This is a genomic window from Succinimonas amylolytica DSM 2873 (assembly GCF_000378405.1).
GTDB lineage: Bacteria > Pseudomonadota > Gammaproteobacteria > Enterobacterales > Succinivibrionaceae > Succinimonas > Succinimonas amylolytica.
The window spans coordinates 1865309-1880214 of sequence record NZ_KB899636.1 but is presented as its reverse complement, the minus strand read 5'-3'; the positions used below and the strand labels follow the sequence as shown (position 1 = coordinate 1880214).

9 protein-coding genes and 2 tRNA genes are annotated in these 14906 nt (G+C 52.7%); 5 read left to right on the top strand and 6 right to left on the bottom strand.

All coding sequences use genetic code 11. The features are described from left to right. Positions 1-72 precede the first annotated feature (72 nt). A complete protein-coding gene (locus F557_RS0108400) occupies positions 73-489 on the top strand; it encodes a hypothetical protein (RefSeq protein ID WP_019001792.1) in 417 nt (138 codons plus the stop codon). A gap of 210 nt (positions 490-699) precedes the next feature. Next, the gene (gene ybaK, locus F557_RS0108390; protein WP_245539391.1) at positions 700-1188 is read left to right on the top strand and encodes a Cys-tRNA(Pro) deacylase; all 489 of its coding nucleotides are present in this window, start codon (positions 700-702) and stop codon (positions 1186-1188) included. A 142-nt stretch (positions 1189-1330) separates the two neighbouring features. Here the strand turns inward: ybaK and F557_RS0108385 are convergent, their stop codons facing one another. Beyond that, the gene (locus tag F557_RS0108385; RefSeq protein WP_019001789.1) at positions 1331-2881 is read right to left on the bottom strand and encodes a TFIIB-type zinc ribbon-containing protein; all 1551 of its coding nucleotides are present in this window, start codon (positions 2879-2881) and stop codon (positions 1331-1333) included. A gap of 190 nt (positions 2882-3071) precedes the next feature. Here F557_RS0108385 and F557_RS0108380 point away from each other — a divergent pair. The 3 genes from F557_RS0108380 (at position 3072) to F557_RS0108365 (ending at position 4247) form a co-directional block, all read left to right on the top strand. Continuing rightward, positions 3072-3163, top strand: a tRNA-Ser gene (locus F557_RS0108380). Between the two features lie 320 nt (positions 3164-3483). Beyond that, positions 3484-3750, top strand: coding sequence for a hypothetical protein (locus tag F557_RS0108370; protein WP_019001787.1), 267 nt, complete (start codon positions 3484-3486; stop codon positions 3748-3750). 405 nt (positions 3751-4155) lie between these two features. Beyond that, positions 4156-4247: transfer RNA gene (locus F557_RS0108365), tRNA-Ser, on the top strand. A gap of 351 nt (positions 4248-4598) precedes the next feature. On the opposite strand, the gene F557_RS0108350 is transcribed toward F557_RS0108365, so the two are convergent. The 5 genes from F557_RS0108350 to F557_RS0108315 form a co-directional block, all read right to left on the bottom strand. Next, positions 4599-6125, bottom strand: a complete 1527-nt coding sequence (locus F557_RS0108350; protein WP_019001785.1) for a fumarate hydratase — start codon at positions 6123-6125, stop codon at positions 4599-4601. A 391-nt stretch (positions 6126-6516) separates the two neighbouring features. Continuing rightward, positions 6517-7530 (bottom strand): quinone-dependent dihydroorotate dehydrogenase, encoded by a 1014-nt coding sequence (gene pyrD, locus F557_RS0108335; RefSeq protein ID WP_026297825.1) that lies wholly within the window; start codon positions 7528-7530, stop codon positions 6517-6519. Between the two features lie 85 nt (positions 7531-7615). Continuing rightward, the gene (locus F557_RS0108330) at positions 7616-7843 is read right to left on the bottom strand and encodes a DUF2835 family protein (protein ID WP_019001781.1); all 228 of its coding nucleotides are present in this window, start codon (positions 7841-7843) and stop codon (positions 7616-7618) included. Next, positions 7844-10498 (bottom strand): aminopeptidase N, encoded by a 2655-nt coding sequence (gene pepN / locus F557_RS0108325; protein WP_019001780.1) that lies wholly within the window; start codon positions 10496-10498, stop codon positions 7844-7846. It lies immediately after the preceding gene. A gap of 329 nt (positions 10499-10827) precedes the next feature. Further along, positions 10828-14901: a translocation/assembly module TamB domain-containing protein gene (locus tag F557_RS0108315; protein ID WP_019001778.1), complete on the bottom strand. Its 4074-nt coding sequence runs from the start codon at positions 14899-14901 to the stop codon at positions 10828-10830. Positions 14902-14906 lie beyond the last annotated feature (5 nt).

Sequence of the window (14906 nt, the reverse complement as noted above, 5' to 3'; positions counted from 1 at the left end):
CGAAAACTCACCGGCAAACACCAGTATCCACCATTATCACAGCAAAGCGGCGGCGCGGGGAGGCAACCGTAAATGTCCGATAACCATAACGACAGCATCAGCGGCGAACTAAGCAGGCGTCAGTCGTACCTGAATTCCTTCAATTTTGTGTCCTTCCCCAACGACAGTACCATCGTTATCGATCAGAAGTTTTCCATAACGCGCATTATGAACGGCGACACCGTCAGGTTTGTGCTGGCCAATCTTAACGAATACTGGAAAACCGATCTGCGCTTTGATTTCACCTTTGCCAGGGCCGAGCTGGAAGCCATTGAGGATCAGGATGAATACGGAGTCAGATATCTTCATTTCTCGCTGATAAACGGTGATGCCGTCTCCGGCAGGATCTCCATAAAAATCGGCTACGAAAACGGAAGCCACGCCACCTCTGAAAAAATCGCTGAATTCTTCGGCTGCACTGAAGTTTTTCAGAAGCTTGAGCAGGAATAGCCGGCTCTTCTGCCCCCGGAAGCCTCCTTTTCCCGGCTTCCTTTTCCTTTCCCGTTCTTTTTTTCCCGAGACAGCTCCGCGTTACAGTTCCGGCACCGGGAATATCTGCTGCGGTCTGTAATAAGAGAATCGCTCTGTGGTATCATGTGACAGTAAAAGACCGGAACCCGGATGCGGCTCTGAGCCCCGAAACACCGGCACGGCAACAGAATGGAGTATTCCGACATGCAGACACCTGCCACCAGATTCCTTGACAGCAAGAAGATTTCCTATAAGACCTACGAATACGAATGCAATGGCGCGAAGCACGATTTCGGGCATATCGCCGCAAACGAGCTTAACAGGGATCAGAACGAGGTTTTTAAAACCCTGCTCATTCATCATGAAAAGACCTACATCACTGCGGTAATCCCGGTCAACTGCAATCTGAACCTGAAAAACGCCGCCAGAATCGCCGGGGTGAAAAATGCCGAAATGGTAAAGCCCGAGGATGCCGAAAGACTCACCGGCTATGTCTGCGGCGGCATCAGCCCCTTCGGCCAGAAGCGGCGCACCGTCACCATTCTGGCAGCGTCGGCGCTGGGCCTTCCGGAAATACTGGTAAGCGGCGGAAGACGCGGGTTTTCCGTCGGCCTCAGTCCTGCGGATCTGATTTCCGCTCTCGGAGCCCTCACCGGGGACATCACAGAGCCCCAGTAGCCGGTTCTTCCCGCCCCGTTTTCCCGGAATACCGGGCTTTCTGAGACCATAACGCCGTTTTTCAGGATTCAGATTCCTTGCTGGGACCGGCCGTTCACATTCATAACTGCTGCCTGTCGTGCACTGTCAGATGGCTTTTCTGCTATTTCCCGCCTTCACTCTTCGCAGCATAGTAATCCTTTCTCAGACTCCGTGTTTTAGAAATATAGGTACCGGCCACAGAAACCGTCTGCTCCCCCCGGATATCCTTTTCCGGAACCGCGTAGGCATCCGCATCCCGGGCTCTTACGGACAGGCTGTCTCCCGTTTCATCGTCCAGACGCGATTTAAGAGATGCCCAGAGCAGAAAAAAATACCCTACCGCCAGCACAAACCCGATCATAAGTGCCGATTCTCCATCGTCTCCCGCAGAAATAAGCCTCAGAAGCTCGGCGGCAGTAATAAGAAACGCCAGAAAACCGCCGCCGTACGCCACTCCGGAATGCTCGAACACAAAAGGGATCCGGGTCCGGTAAAGCACATACCAGATTCCTCCTGCCAGAAAAAGCATCGGCAGAGGAACCAGAAGCTGCAGAAATCCGGGCAGACTGTCGGCCAGAAAGCCCAGCTCAATTACCCCGGTAATGACCAGCACCGTCAGAAGAAACACTCCGAATCCGGCATTGCCGAGCGCTACCGGAAAATCGCCGGTAAGCCTTCCGGTCTGTCCGTTCATAACATAGGGATAGCATTTCCCACGGTAGCTCATTTCCAGCCGCCATACAGGTAGCATGGCATATCTTACGGACAAAGGCGTGATTTTATAGTGTCTTTCGGCAAAGCTTACGGCATCGTATTCCCCTTCCGGCATTAGCAGGCGATCCAGGGAAACAGTTACCCGCCTTTCTGCCTCCGCAAAGCTTCTTCCGGCATTACGGTTCGCAATTCTGGCATCCAGCCCCGAGAGATAGCCGGCACTGAACGGTACACCCCGCGTCATGTCATAGGGCTCGATGCTCTGGGATTCCCGGTCATCCAGCTCCGTGGTCCCGTCCTGGGGCACCCCGTGAAACTCCCGGCTTCCGGCACCGGAGCAGTCAAATGCCGTATGCTCGAAACAGTGCTCACTCTTTTTAACAATTTTCTCGGCCAGAATCCGGGCCCGGCCCGAGGCCGCAACATCGTATATCCAGAAGGGAATGTAGCGGGCAGCAATACCGTTTTCCCGGGCCTCGGTTCGGAAACTCCGCGGAATAAAATGCCGCCGGTTCAGGAGCTTCCGGTATTCCTTAAGAAAATATTCCCGGTCCTTCTGAAATGGGATAATAAAATCCGGCTCCTCCGCGGCGCTGATCCGATCTGAAAAAACAATGACCGCTCCGCAGAACGGACATTTTTCAGAAGCGCTCAGAATACCGGGATAAATCGCACCGCCGCAGGAGGCGCAGGAGTAAACCTGACGGCGTCCCGGACGCTTCCGGTTTTTCTCCGGAGCACCGACCGGTTCTGCGGCACCGGTACCCGATCCGGATTCCCGGGAGCGGCGGTCATACTCCGGAACGGGGAGATGGGTGCCGCAGTGCCCGCACTTAAGCTCCTGCGAAGCAATGTCAAAAATCATCATGCCATTACATGAAAAACAGCGGCAGCTTTCGGGAACTTTCATAAAAACCTCGGAAATATCGGAATCCGGACCTGTTACGGCATCCGGCAATTATCAGCTCCTGCCATTATAATCGCAGTGCCTTATATGACTGCAAATTTCCTCCCCGGAAGCCGATCCGCTTCCCTTTTCAGAAGACTAAAGAACGGATCCACCGGGGAATTTGCTGAAAAACGGCGCCAGGAAAAAAAACTCTTGCATTAAAATTTCGATCAGGTACAATAGGCCACGTTTCCGGTGCGGTGAGGTGTCCGAGTGGTTGAAGGAGCACGCCTGGAAAGCGTGTATACGGCATAAACCGTATCAAGGGTTCAAATCCCTTCCTCACCGCCAGATTTCTTTCCCTCCTTTTAAATCTTTTTCTTGCTTCTCCCTGCTCTTCATTCTGTTTTTTCTTCTTGCCCCGCCCTCATCGCATTGCGTCTCTTTCATGGCACGGCATCTGATTCCAGGCTATCATGATCTGACAGGATAATTTTCAGTTATGAAGATTAAAGCATTTCTAACCGTCAGTTACATACGATTAAAAAGAATGCGCTCAAATTCGAGAAATTACCCACCAGAAAGAAATAATACTTGATTATTAGCTTATAATATATCAAAAACAGAATAAAGCAGGACTGACTGTTTAATACAGCCCGGAGGAAATCAGAATGGATGTGAGAAAAGACAATACTCTTTGGATTAGCTTAAAGGAACTGTGGGAACAGCACCCTAACCTGGAGGTAACAATTGATGCCGATGACTTTCCTTGTAAGGTTCTGAGAGCCCGGGAATGCGATCCTAGCAAGGAAATTTACCATCGTAAAATCGGGTTCAGAGAAGGTGAGGTATGCGAAACAGAAAGAGGATGGCGACTTCACCTGGAGCTTAGCGACCTTAGAAAGCAGATTTCTGACATTGATGAATTAAGGTTTTAAAAGCCTACAGGGCGTAAACTGCACCCTGGAGTGCGGGGCACGCCCCCACAGACAATCGGATTTTTGGGTTCTTTTACACCTAAGGACTATTAGATTTCAGAGAGCCTGAATGTAGGGAATGCTTTTAAAACCGGTTTTTGGTTCCCCCATAAATTTTCTTCATAAAAGAGGCTTCTGCCCCGGACTTCCCATCCCCCAGATCCCTTCATTAATGAGTTCCTCAGGCCTGCTCCATTCCCGTACAGGACTTTTTTACCGCCCCATCCAGCTTTTTTTGTTTTCAGATGGTCATTTAATAAACAAAACGACTAAAAAAGCACCGCTTAAATACCCTGAAGGTAACTTTTTTCAAAAAAATATTGCTTTACCTCTGAGAATCAGTAAAATAGCATTCGTTTCCGGTGCGGTGAGGTGTCCGAGTGGTTGAAGGAGCACGCCTGGAAAGCGTGTATACGGCATAAACCGTATCAAGGGTTCAAATCCCTTCCTCACCGCCATGACTTTCCTGCCCGCTTTTCCGTTTTTCTTTATTTTCCTTTTCTTTCTGTTTATCTTTTGTTCTCTGATCCTTGAATTAAAACTCCGCATTTTTGCCGTGGTGGCGTTTCACCTGTAAGGCCCTGTATGTTTGTCATTTCTGTTTCGGATCCGGGGATTCCCTTACCGTCGCTCCTGACAGCACGTACTGATCCCGCGGAATTCCGCAATACGGTTTTCCAGCAGACTCACTGAAATTATCCTTAAACCGGAGCAGAAACAGCAACCCCGGCAATTAAAAAGGAGAGCTCCGATTTTTCACAAAGCTCTCCTTCTGGAGTCATGAGTTCATGACCCAAACTCAGAAAATACTATTCAAGATACTTGAAGTCAATGGCCAGGATCTTTTCACGCCACTCGGCAGGGCCGTTAACATGAACGTTGCTGCCCTCGGAATCCACGGCCACCATTACCGGCATGTCCTGTACCTCAAACTCGTACACAGCCTCCATTCCCAGCTCCGGGAATGCCAGCACCCGGGCCTTCTTGATGGCCTTGGACACCAGATAGGCGGCACCGCCTACGGCCATAAGATAAACAGCCTTGTGATTCTTGATAGAGGCCACGGCAGCCGGACCGCGGTCAGCCTTGCCGATCATGCCGTAAAGTCCGGTCTTGCTCAGCATGGTTTCCACAAACTTGTCCATTCTGGTGGAGGTGGTGGGACCTGCCGGACCTACCACTTCATCACCTACCGGATCTACCGGTCCCACATAGTAGATAAACTTGCCATGGAAGTCCACTCCGTCAGGCAGCGGCTTTCCTTCGGCAATAAGATCGCAGATCTTCTTGTGAGCAGCGTCGCGGCCGGTAAGAATGGTACCATTGAGAAGCAGAGTCTCGCCGCTCTTCCAGGTAGCCATCTCCTCCTTGGTTACGGTATCGAGATTAACTCTTCTGGCATTGTCGCTGCCGCCAACCTCAATATCCGGCCATTCGTCCAGAGAAGGCGGCACCAGATCCACCGGTCCTGTACCGTCGAGCTCAAAGGATACGTGTCTCGTGGCAGCGCAATTCGGAATCATGCATACCGGCTTGGAGGCGGCATGGGTCGGGAAGCTCTTGACCTTCACATCCATAACAGTGGTAAGGCCGCCCAGTCCCTGAGCGCCGATGCCCAGACGGTTAACCTTGTCATAGAGACTGAGACGAAGCTTTTCTTCAGCAGTCTCGGCCCCCTTCCTGATAAGGTCGTCAATATCAATCGGCTCCATCAGAGCTTCCTTGGCCATAAGGGCTGCCTTTTCAGCGGTACCGCCGATACCGATACCCAGCATGCCCGGAGGACACCAGCCGGCCCCCATATGAGGAAGCTGATCCAGTACCCAGTCCTCAATAGAATCTGAAGGATTCAGCATGGCCATCTTGGTCTTGTTTTCAGACCCGCCGCCCTTGGCAGCAATTTCCACAACCACCTTGTCACCTTCGATAAATTCAATATGGGTTACAGCAGGAGTGTTGTCCCGGGTATTGACACGGTTTCCGGCAGGATCCTTCAGCACACTTTTACGAAGAGGATTCTCAGAAGAGCAGTAGGCTCTCCGGCAGCCCTCGTTCACCATGTCCTGCACCAGCATGTCGCCCTCAAAGGTAACATTGCGGCCGATCTTTACAAAGCAGGTTACAATGCCGGTGTCCTGACAGAGCGGCCGATGTCCGATGGCGCACATTTTGGAGTTAACCAGAATCTGAGCAATAGCTGATTTGGCGGCCGGATTCTGCTCCCGGTCGTAGGCTTTTTTGAGACCTCTGACAAAATCAACCGGATGGTAATAAGAAATGTACTGCAGTGCCTCATAGATGGAATCAATAAAGTCCTGCTGTTTTATTACAGTCATTAGGAAACTCCTATAATACTCGCTGAACGCAGAAACGGATCAAGCCCGCTCCTTATTATTATCTGCCCCGTAGCGGCTTTCCGGAAAAACATTCTGACAAACCTGAAACCGCCGGGTAAAAACTCCGCCATTATAGCACGGCGGGACAGTGCCCGCATAAGATGCCACGGCGGCACCTCCTAAAAAATGAGGATTCGGAACAAAAAGAAGCTTTTTTCATGGAAAGCGCGAAACAGGGGCCCGCGTTTACTTTAAAAGTCCGGTACCGTTTCGGGATTCCTGGAGAAATAGCGGATGTTTTCCGGGAATAAAAAAAGCCCCTCTTAATCCTGGTCCGGAACTCTATCTGCCGGACTGGGATTAAGGGAGGCCTGCCCCGGAAAACCGGTCTTCAGAGATTTTCCACAATGTCCTTGATGAGCTTCGGTCCCTTGTAGATGAAGCCTGTGTAGATCTGCAGAAGATCAGCACCGGCCGCCAGCTTTTCCCGGGCCGCCAGCGGGGAATCAATGCCGCCGACACCGATAATCGGAATTTCCCCCTTAAGTTCCTCCCGGATTTTTTTCAGCTTTGCCGTGCTTTTCTGAAACAGCGGTCTGCCGCTTAATCCGCCAGCCTCGGTCACATGAGGCATATCCCGTATCATTTCCCGATCCAGGGTGGTATTGGTAGCAATCACTCCGTCCACTCCGTATTTCCGGAATATCCCGCAAACCTCGGCAATTTCCGAATCCAGAAGCTCCGGAGCCAGCTTGACAGCCAGGGGAACATAGCGGCTGTACCTGTTTTTTAGCTCCGCCTGCTTCTTTTTAAGAGCCGCAATCAGGCTTTCCAGTGCGGAACCGTGCTGCAGCGTTCTCAGATTGGGAGTATTCGGGGAGGAGATGTTCACCGTAACATAGGTAGCATACGGATAAACCTTCTCCAGACAGTACAGATAGTCATCGTCGGCCTTCTCCAGTGGCGTGGTCTTGTTTTTGCCGATATTGATGCCCAGAACTCCCTCATAGCTGCTTTCCCGCACGTTGGCTACCAGGTTGTCTACTCCGAGATTGTTAAACCCCATACGGTTGATAATGCCTTCGGCCGGAATGACCCGGAACAGCCTGGGCCCGGGATTTCCAGGCTGGGCCTTCGGAGTTACGGTTCCCACTTCCACAAAACCGAAGCCCAGAGCCCCCAGAGCATTCAGAGCCACTCCGTCCTTGTCCAGCCCCGCAGCAAGCCCTACCGGATTCGGGAATTCGATCCCCATTACCTTCCGGGGACGCTTTTCCACATTCTGCCGGATCAGTCCGGTCAGGAGGGAACTCTGTCCCATAAAATTCATTAATTTCATGGTGACATTATGAGCCGTTTCAGCGTTCAGCTGAAAAAGACAGGGCCTTACCAGTCCTTCGTACATTCCGTAAAACATTTTCGTCTCCATTCCTGAAAACCGGGCCAGCAACCCGAAAACTCAATAAAAAGCCAGTCTTACCGGCAGCAGCCTAGCCGATCTTCTCCATCCGGGTCAGCCGGTTGCTGCTGTCCAGGACAATCCTGAAACGGCCGTGAATCCCCTGCCGGGTGGTGAAATTCATGAAGTGCTGGGCATTAATGTCAATCCTGAGTCCGGTATCGCTCACCACCATGACCCGGCGGATTTCCCCGCGGTACATAGCCAGCACCTCCTCGGCACTCAGAGACACACTGAAGGTAATAACGTTATCCGCCATTTAAAGATGCCTCAAAGATTTGTCAATAAGCTCATATACGGCATCTGAAAGATCCGGTTCCCCAAGCAGCTTCTCGAAGCATCCTTTTATCATATCGCAGCGCTTTCTGTCAAAGCGGCGCAACGCCAGCATCGGGGTAAGAATTCTGGCTGCCACATGGCCGTTGGTCCTGTTAAGCTGCCGTACCGTCTCGGTGAGGAACTCGTAGCCGCTGCCGTCTATGGCGTGGAAGCATTCCGGATTCCCGGAGGCAAAGGCCCCGATAAGAGCCCGCACCCGGTTCGGATTACCGATGTCAAAGCATTTGTGCCTCATAAGATCCCGCACCCGGTTCAGGGTATCAGGACGGGGGGCCATGGCCACGGCTCGAAACAGGTTGTCAAACACCAGCGGATTCCCGGACCATTTTTCCTCAAAGTCCCCAAGGATCTCCGCCTCGGAGCTGAGACCATAGCGCACTGCGGTCTTCATGGCTGCCAGGGTGTCGGTCATATTGTCCGAAATCCGGTAATGATGCAGCACCAGCGCTGCAGCACCGGCCGCATCTCCGGAAAGCGTCAGGGAACGGGCCTGAAAATCCAGCAAAAATTCGGCCAAGGCCCGTTCTCCCATCTGTTCCGGGGTTACAGCATAGGAGCCGGGAGTCCGCACCCGCTCCTCATAAACCTGAAGAGATCTCCCGTAAAGACGGGAAATCTCATCCCTGAGTCCGATAACCAGACAATCCCTGAGATGCCGGTAAACCGCAAACACCGCATCCAGATTAACCACCCGGAAATTCTCGATAACGGAATTAATGGAAGGCAGCGTCATCACAAAAGCGGCAAAACGCCGATCCATATCGCTGTTCAGAATATAGCGATAGGCTTCAATGAGCGCTTTAGGTTCGGAAAACGGCAGATTTCTTTCAAAGTTCTCCGCATTACGGTAAAAATAATTGATTATAAGACTCTGCACCGCATCATAGCGGGATACCGGGTCTTCTGCATGCATGAGAAGAATGCGGAGATCCTCCTCGGTATAGGGATATTCCAGCTTCACGGGGGCGCTGAAGCCTTCCAGGAGGGCCGGCACCGGCCGTTCCGGCACGTTTTCAAAAAGCCAGGACTGGCTTTCCTCATCGGCAATCTGCACCGGTGCCGCCGGGACACCGTCTTTTATCAGCGGAATCCGGTTGCCCTGTCTGTCATAAAGAGACATTTTGATGGGAATGACAAAAGGCTTCTTCTCAGGCTGCCGCGGTGTGGGCGGGGTTTTCTGCTTTACCGTAAGCTCGCATTTCCGGGTTCTTTCATCATAGTTCATGCTCACCGTAACCACGGGAGTTCCCGACTGGCTGTACCAGTTACGGAACTGCCGGAGATCCGTGCCGGTGGCCTCCTCCATGGCCGAAACAAAATCCTCGCAGGTTACCGCCTTGCCGTCATATCTGGAGATATAGAGCCGCATGCCCTTCTGAAAACCTTCCTCGCCCAGAATGGTATGAATCATCCGGATCACCTCGGCCCCCTTGTCATAAACAGTGGCCGAATAGAAATTGTTCATCTCCATCACATAATCAGGACGCACCGGATGCGCCATCGGGCCGGAATCCTCGGCAAACTGCGGCCCCCGGATTACCCTGATGGCCTTGAGACGCTCAATGGCCCGGCATCCCAGATCCGAGGAAAATTCCTGATCCCGGAATACCGTCAGACCTTCCTTAAGGCTCAGCTGAAACCAGTCCCGGAGCGTAACCCGATCCCCGGTCCAGTTATGAAAATATTCATGTCCGATTACCGAAAGCACGTTTTCATAATCGGTATCCGTGGCACTGGCCGGATCCACCAGCACATACCGGGAATTAAAAATATTCAGGCTCTTGTTTTCCATGGCTCCGGCATTGAAGAAATCCACGGAAACCACATTGAATCTGCTGAGATCGTATTCCAGGCCGAATCTGTCCTCGTCCCACTTCATGGCCCGGAGTACGGAATCGATGGCGGCATCGCCGAAGGGTGCCATGCCCCGATCCACATAAAGGCGCACCTGCACCTTTTTACCGCTTCTGGTAACAAATTCCCGGGAAAGCTCGTCAAAGTCTCCGGCCACCAGAGCAAAAAGATAGCTGGGCTTCGGAAAGGGATCCTTCCAGGTTACAGTACGCACTCCGTCCTGAGTGCTGTCGGACACCGGATTGCCATTGCTGAGCATGAAGGGATACTGTCCGGCGGGAGCGGAAATGTGAACGGTATAACGGGACAGAACATCGGAGCGATCCAGAAAGTAGGTAATTCTCCGGAAGCCCTCCGGCTCATTCTGGGTGCAGAACTTGCCGTCGGAAACGTAAAGCCCCATAAGCTCGGTATTGTCGGCAGGGGATATTTCGGTAACCACCTCCAGCCAGAATTCCTTTTCGGAAACCGGTATTGTCAGGGATTTTGCGGTCTCCGTAAAGGAGCATTCCTGGCCGTTGATTCTGACCCCCAGAAGTTTCAGGCCGTCCCCGTCAAGCACCAGAGGCTGCGAAAGATCCGGGGTAAGTCTTTTAACCTTGCTTTTCTGAACAACCCTGGTTTTTGTCAGATCCAGACTGAAGCTTAAATCGACATCGGTAATGGTAAACAGGGGAGGTTTATAATCAAGACGACGTTTTTCCTGACGGGATACAGCCATTTACTTCCAACTCCAGATAAAGATAAAACCGCGTATTTGCGGAGATGCGGCCCCGGGCCTGAACTGTCCGCCCTATTATAACCGTCTCCGCCGAAATCCGGGATTTTTTCTGAAAACATTTACATAAACAGCTGGAGAAGACATCAGTAGCAGATGCTAAACCCGGGAGGCGGCCGGACTCTCCCCGGAACCCTGCCCCCGCAATACCGAAGGGCTTTCCGGAAGAGCTCCGCAATTTCAGACCTGCCGGAATACTCCTGAAAGGAGCCGCATAGGGAACAAAACCGCCCCGGGAAACCTGACCTTCCTGCCGGAGGCAGAAGCAGCGGTCATTTTTTCTCAGTCCCGCTCTCCGGGGATGCGGCAGCGCTCTTTTCCTTCTCTCCATCGCTGTCGTCCGAGCCCATATTGAATTCAAACTTATAGAGAGCATCCACCGCCTGCTCCAGGGAGCTTACCCCCTCAATATAGAACTTCGGGAACATTTCATATCTGATGCGGAACTCGGAAATGGCATTGTAGATACCGTAGCCATAGGCCACCTGAAGCTTCGGCATAATATAGGCAGAGAGCTCCACCGAGGTTTCATCCCCGTCGCCCCGGGAATCCAGAGCCATGTCCTGAAGTCCCAGCTTCTCTCCCACATCGCTGAGCACCCCTTCCGCCTGCATAAGCCCGGCTCCCAGAAGAAGCTGCGTGCTCATGTCATTGGTGTTGGCAGAACTGGCATCCATGCCCTTGCCCCGGAGCAGGTAGGAGAGAGTCTCACTCTGAGACAGCTGCGGCTTGGAAAATAATTTGATATGCGGACGGGAGGCCGTGCCGGTGACCGCAATACCCACCGTAATATTGTCATTGTCCATGGAACGGGGATTGCGAATGGCGCGGATATCAAGATTGGGCTCTGAGGGATCGCCAACAAAGCTGATACGCCCTCTTTTGATAATCAGATCCTGACCGAATTTATGAATCGTCCCGTTTTCGGCTCTGATCTCACCGGTCAGACTCATCTGTCTCCGGGGGGGCTGCTTTATCTGGAGCTTGCCCCGGATATCGCTCTTTAATCCCATAGCCGTGAGCTTGACGTCATTGCCGATGCTGATATCAAGATCCAGTCCCATGGGCAGCGTTCCCCCGCGCTGAAAGCTGTACCCGCCGTCCTCGGTTCTGACCATTTCATGCACATCCTTGGAGAGTGCCTGGGAGCTGGGCGGCAGGGAACGCACCTTGATCCTGGCATAGGGCATGGCAATCTTTCCGGAAAGCTCGTTCACCTTGTCAGAAAAGTGTCCCGCGATGTTCACTTTTACAATTCCCTGGCCGTACCCGAAAAGATCCAGCAGCAGGTCATCGGTATCCAGGGAAATAGTGGCATCCAGCTCCGGATCCCAGGTCAGCTTGCCATTAAAACGGCCGTTCTTTTCCAGTATCACAAAGCCGCCATGCATATCAGCACTGTGCCCGTTAAAGCTCAGCGTGGTATTGATATCGGAAATGGTGCCGAGATCCATCGCCGGAGTAACATTCATGTCTCGAATCCGGATCTGGCCGTTCAGACCGGGGCTGGTCAGACTTCCCGCAAAGGTCCCGTTCCCTTCAAGATAACCGGAGGATGCTGCTACCTCCCCCAGCATTTTCGAAAGCAGTCCGAGGTTGATGCTGTTAATCCGGTAGGTTCCCGAAAGAGACTGCTTCTGCCCCGCAGGATCCGTCACCGCAAGTTCGGCATTCAAAGAACCGTTCGTTCCCAGATCTGCCAGAAAAACGGTGTTAAGCCGGTCGGGACGGATGGCGGCATTCAGAGACACCCGGTCAAAGGTCATTTCTCTTCTGTCATATACCAGGCTGCCGCCCGGAATCTCCAGGGAAACTGAGCCCTGCGGACGGTTTCGAACCAGAGTCAGATCGGCATTGAGGGCTGCTGAAAACGGGAGACTGATAATTTCCGGAATAAAGGCCCTGAAGGAATTCAGCTTGATTTCCGGTGCCGTCAGCTTTACCCGGGCCTGAGCCGGATTCCATTCCAGATTCTGAAAGGTAAGCTGGTTGCCGTTCACAAGCCAGGAATGCTCCCGCGCCCTGACCTGAAGATCCGGAGACAGCCTGGTCTCCACTGCAAGGTGGTCCTTAAGAGCGGTCGTCAGTTCTCTGGTAACCAGACTGAGTCTGGAAACATCCGCAAGATAGCGGGTTCTCCGGGCATCCAGTCCGCCATGGAGGGCCAGATCAAGATGCCCGGCCACGGTTCTGGCCTTCAGGGAAAGATCATGAGATTCCTCGCCGCCCTTAAGACTGAGATGCAGCGTATCCACGAATTTGCTGCCGCCGGAGAACAGCTCGCCAAGCTTCAGAGCCAGATCCGCCTTCGTCAGATGCTCGTTCCGGGAGGCGGCATCCAGTCCGAGATCCAGCTTTCTGAGCTTCAGATCCCCAAACTCCAGTTCCTGAGATTTCAGATTCACCACGGCATTGGGGGCGGTAAGGCTTCCGGTCATACTGACTTTTCCGGAGATACCTCCCTTCAGATCGGGATACAGCAGGGAGAGATCCTTAAGATCAATATCGGCAGCCAGATCCGACTTCTGTCCGAGAACCCCCTCTGCTGTGAGATAGTTTTTGCCGCCGTTAATCAGAGAAAGCCCCCGGATTTCGGCGTCCAGGCTGCTGTTAGCTCTGATAAGCCTTCCGGAAAGCGAAAGAGGATACCCCTTGAGAACGCCCTGAAGATCCAGATCCTTTACTTCGGTTTTCCAGGAACTGTCAGCGGCCTTCATGGCAAATTCCGGCCGGAGACTAAGCTCCAGCGCGGCCGGGAAATCCGGTACAAAGCGGGACAGATCATCGGTCCGGGCCTTCACCTCCCCCTTAAAGCCGTAGATTTTGTCAAAATCGGCATGACCGTTAAGCTTAACCTCGTGCTTTTTGTCCGTTGAGACAACACTGAGGCTCTTAATATCAGCAGAAACCATATCCGTAAAGGCGGCAAGCTTAAGATTAAGCTCCGGATAGTTCAGTGCCCGGATACCGCCGGCTGCGATTTCAGCAGTTATTCCGTCAAGAGTGCCCCGGGCTGAAGTCTCCAGCGTTCCGGCGGAATACTCGGGATTCAGAATCGGCCAGCCCAGATTCCTGCCGCTGACACGGGCTTCAAAAGGCAGGGACGGCCCCAGAGTATTCAGTCTGGCATCAGCAGTCACATCCGCCTTGCCGGAGATGACCGCATGAACATTCAAATCGACAAGATCCCCCTTTCCGGTAGCGGCAAGCCTGTGATGATCCAGGAAATCAAACCACTCGTCGTTTTCCGACCAGGCGCTCAGATTCACATCCATAGGGTAATAGTCCCTGAGCGTCATAGTACTGTCGGTAAGCACGGCATGTCCGAGATGATGATCCACCCGGAACTCTGATACGCTGATATCGGCCCCGATATAGCTCCCTTTCAGAAAGCCTCTCATAACGCCGGTGTCATAAACCGTCTGATGATAGCGGACAAAATCCAGGGTAAGGGCATCCACCCTGATTTTTATGGGAAGAAATACTGTGGGCAGCTTTGAAACAGCATCTGCAATTTCGGTTCTGGAAAAGGGGTCCTTCATCAGAGGCACCGGGGGCGACGGCGGAGAATCCGGCATTCTCTCGTCATGAAGCTGCACATCGATATAGCTGGCATCGGCGGTATGCACTGTAACGGTATCGTCCTTAAGTCCCGCTCTGAGATAAAGATCGGAAACAGCTACATCCACGGCATCCGAAAGCATGAGAAAATTCTTTACCCTGACAGCATCCACATGAACATCAAGAGGAATGGAAATAAAGCTTTCCTCGGACGCCGCCTCTTCCTCCGTATCCTCAGGCGGAGTTTCAGGATTCAGCGCCGGAGCGGGAGCAATTGCCGCTGTGGGATCCGGAACCTCGGGATTAACCCGAATCATCCGGCCGGTTTCATAGTCCCGGACCCAGGAAGCGGTTTCCCGCAGCCTGGCTGCCAGAAAATCCCCGATAAGCGGCATTTCCAAAGGACGGTTTCCGATCACGAGAAGCACATCCTGGGCCACAAGATCGTCAACGGTAAAATGCCCCAGAAGCAGGCCGGCCAGATTATACTGAATCTCAAAATCCCTGGCTGAAACAGAGATTACATCCGGAATATCCAGGCTGAAGTTCCGGATATGGAAGCCCCGCCCCAGATGTCCGGACACCATTTCGCCGCTGAGCCCCTCCACCTTGTCCGCAGCCAGGCTCCAGGCCAGACTGGTACCCCGGGAGGTAAAAATAATCATGAGACCGGCAGCAATTCCCAGAATTGAAAAGCCGATTATCGCCCGCACCGTCACCGAAATGATTTTCCATAACAGCCGCCACCAGGAAAAGCGCTTAACTCTGCCGTTTGTCTGTGCCATGATAA

Excerpts from the sequence above, each read along its gene's own strand:
- F557_RS0108400 (WP_019001792.1), top strand. The coding sequence starts at position 73 with ATGTCCGATAACCATAACGACAGCATCAGCGGCGAACTAAGCAGGCGT.
- ybaK (WP_245539391.1), top strand. The coding sequence starts at position 700 with ATGGAGTATTCCGACATGCAGACACCTGCCACCAGATTCCTTGACAGC.
- F557_RS0108370 (WP_019001787.1), top strand. The coding sequence starts at position 3,484 with ATGGATGTGAGAAAAGACAATACTCTTTGGATTAGCTTAAAGGAACTG.
- F557_RS0108350 (WP_019001785.1), bottom strand. The coding sequence starts at position 6,125 with ATGACTGTAATAAAACAGCAGGACTTTATTGATTCCATCTATGAGGCA.
- pyrD (WP_026297825.1), bottom strand. The coding sequence starts at position 7,530 with ATGTACGAAGGACTGGTAAGGCCCTGTCTTTTTCAGCTGAACGCTGAA.
- F557_RS0108330 (WP_019001781.1), bottom strand. The coding sequence starts at position 7,843 with ATGGCGGATAACGTTATTACCTTCAGTGTGTCTCTGAGTGCCGAGGAG.
- pepN (WP_019001780.1), bottom strand. The coding sequence starts at position 10,498 with ATGGCTGTATCCCGTCAGGAAAAACGTCGTCTTGATTATAAACCTCCC.
- F557_RS0108315 (WP_019001778.1), bottom strand. The coding sequence starts at position 14,901 with ATGGCACAGACAAACGGCAGAGTTAAGCGCTTTTCCTGGTGGCGGCTG.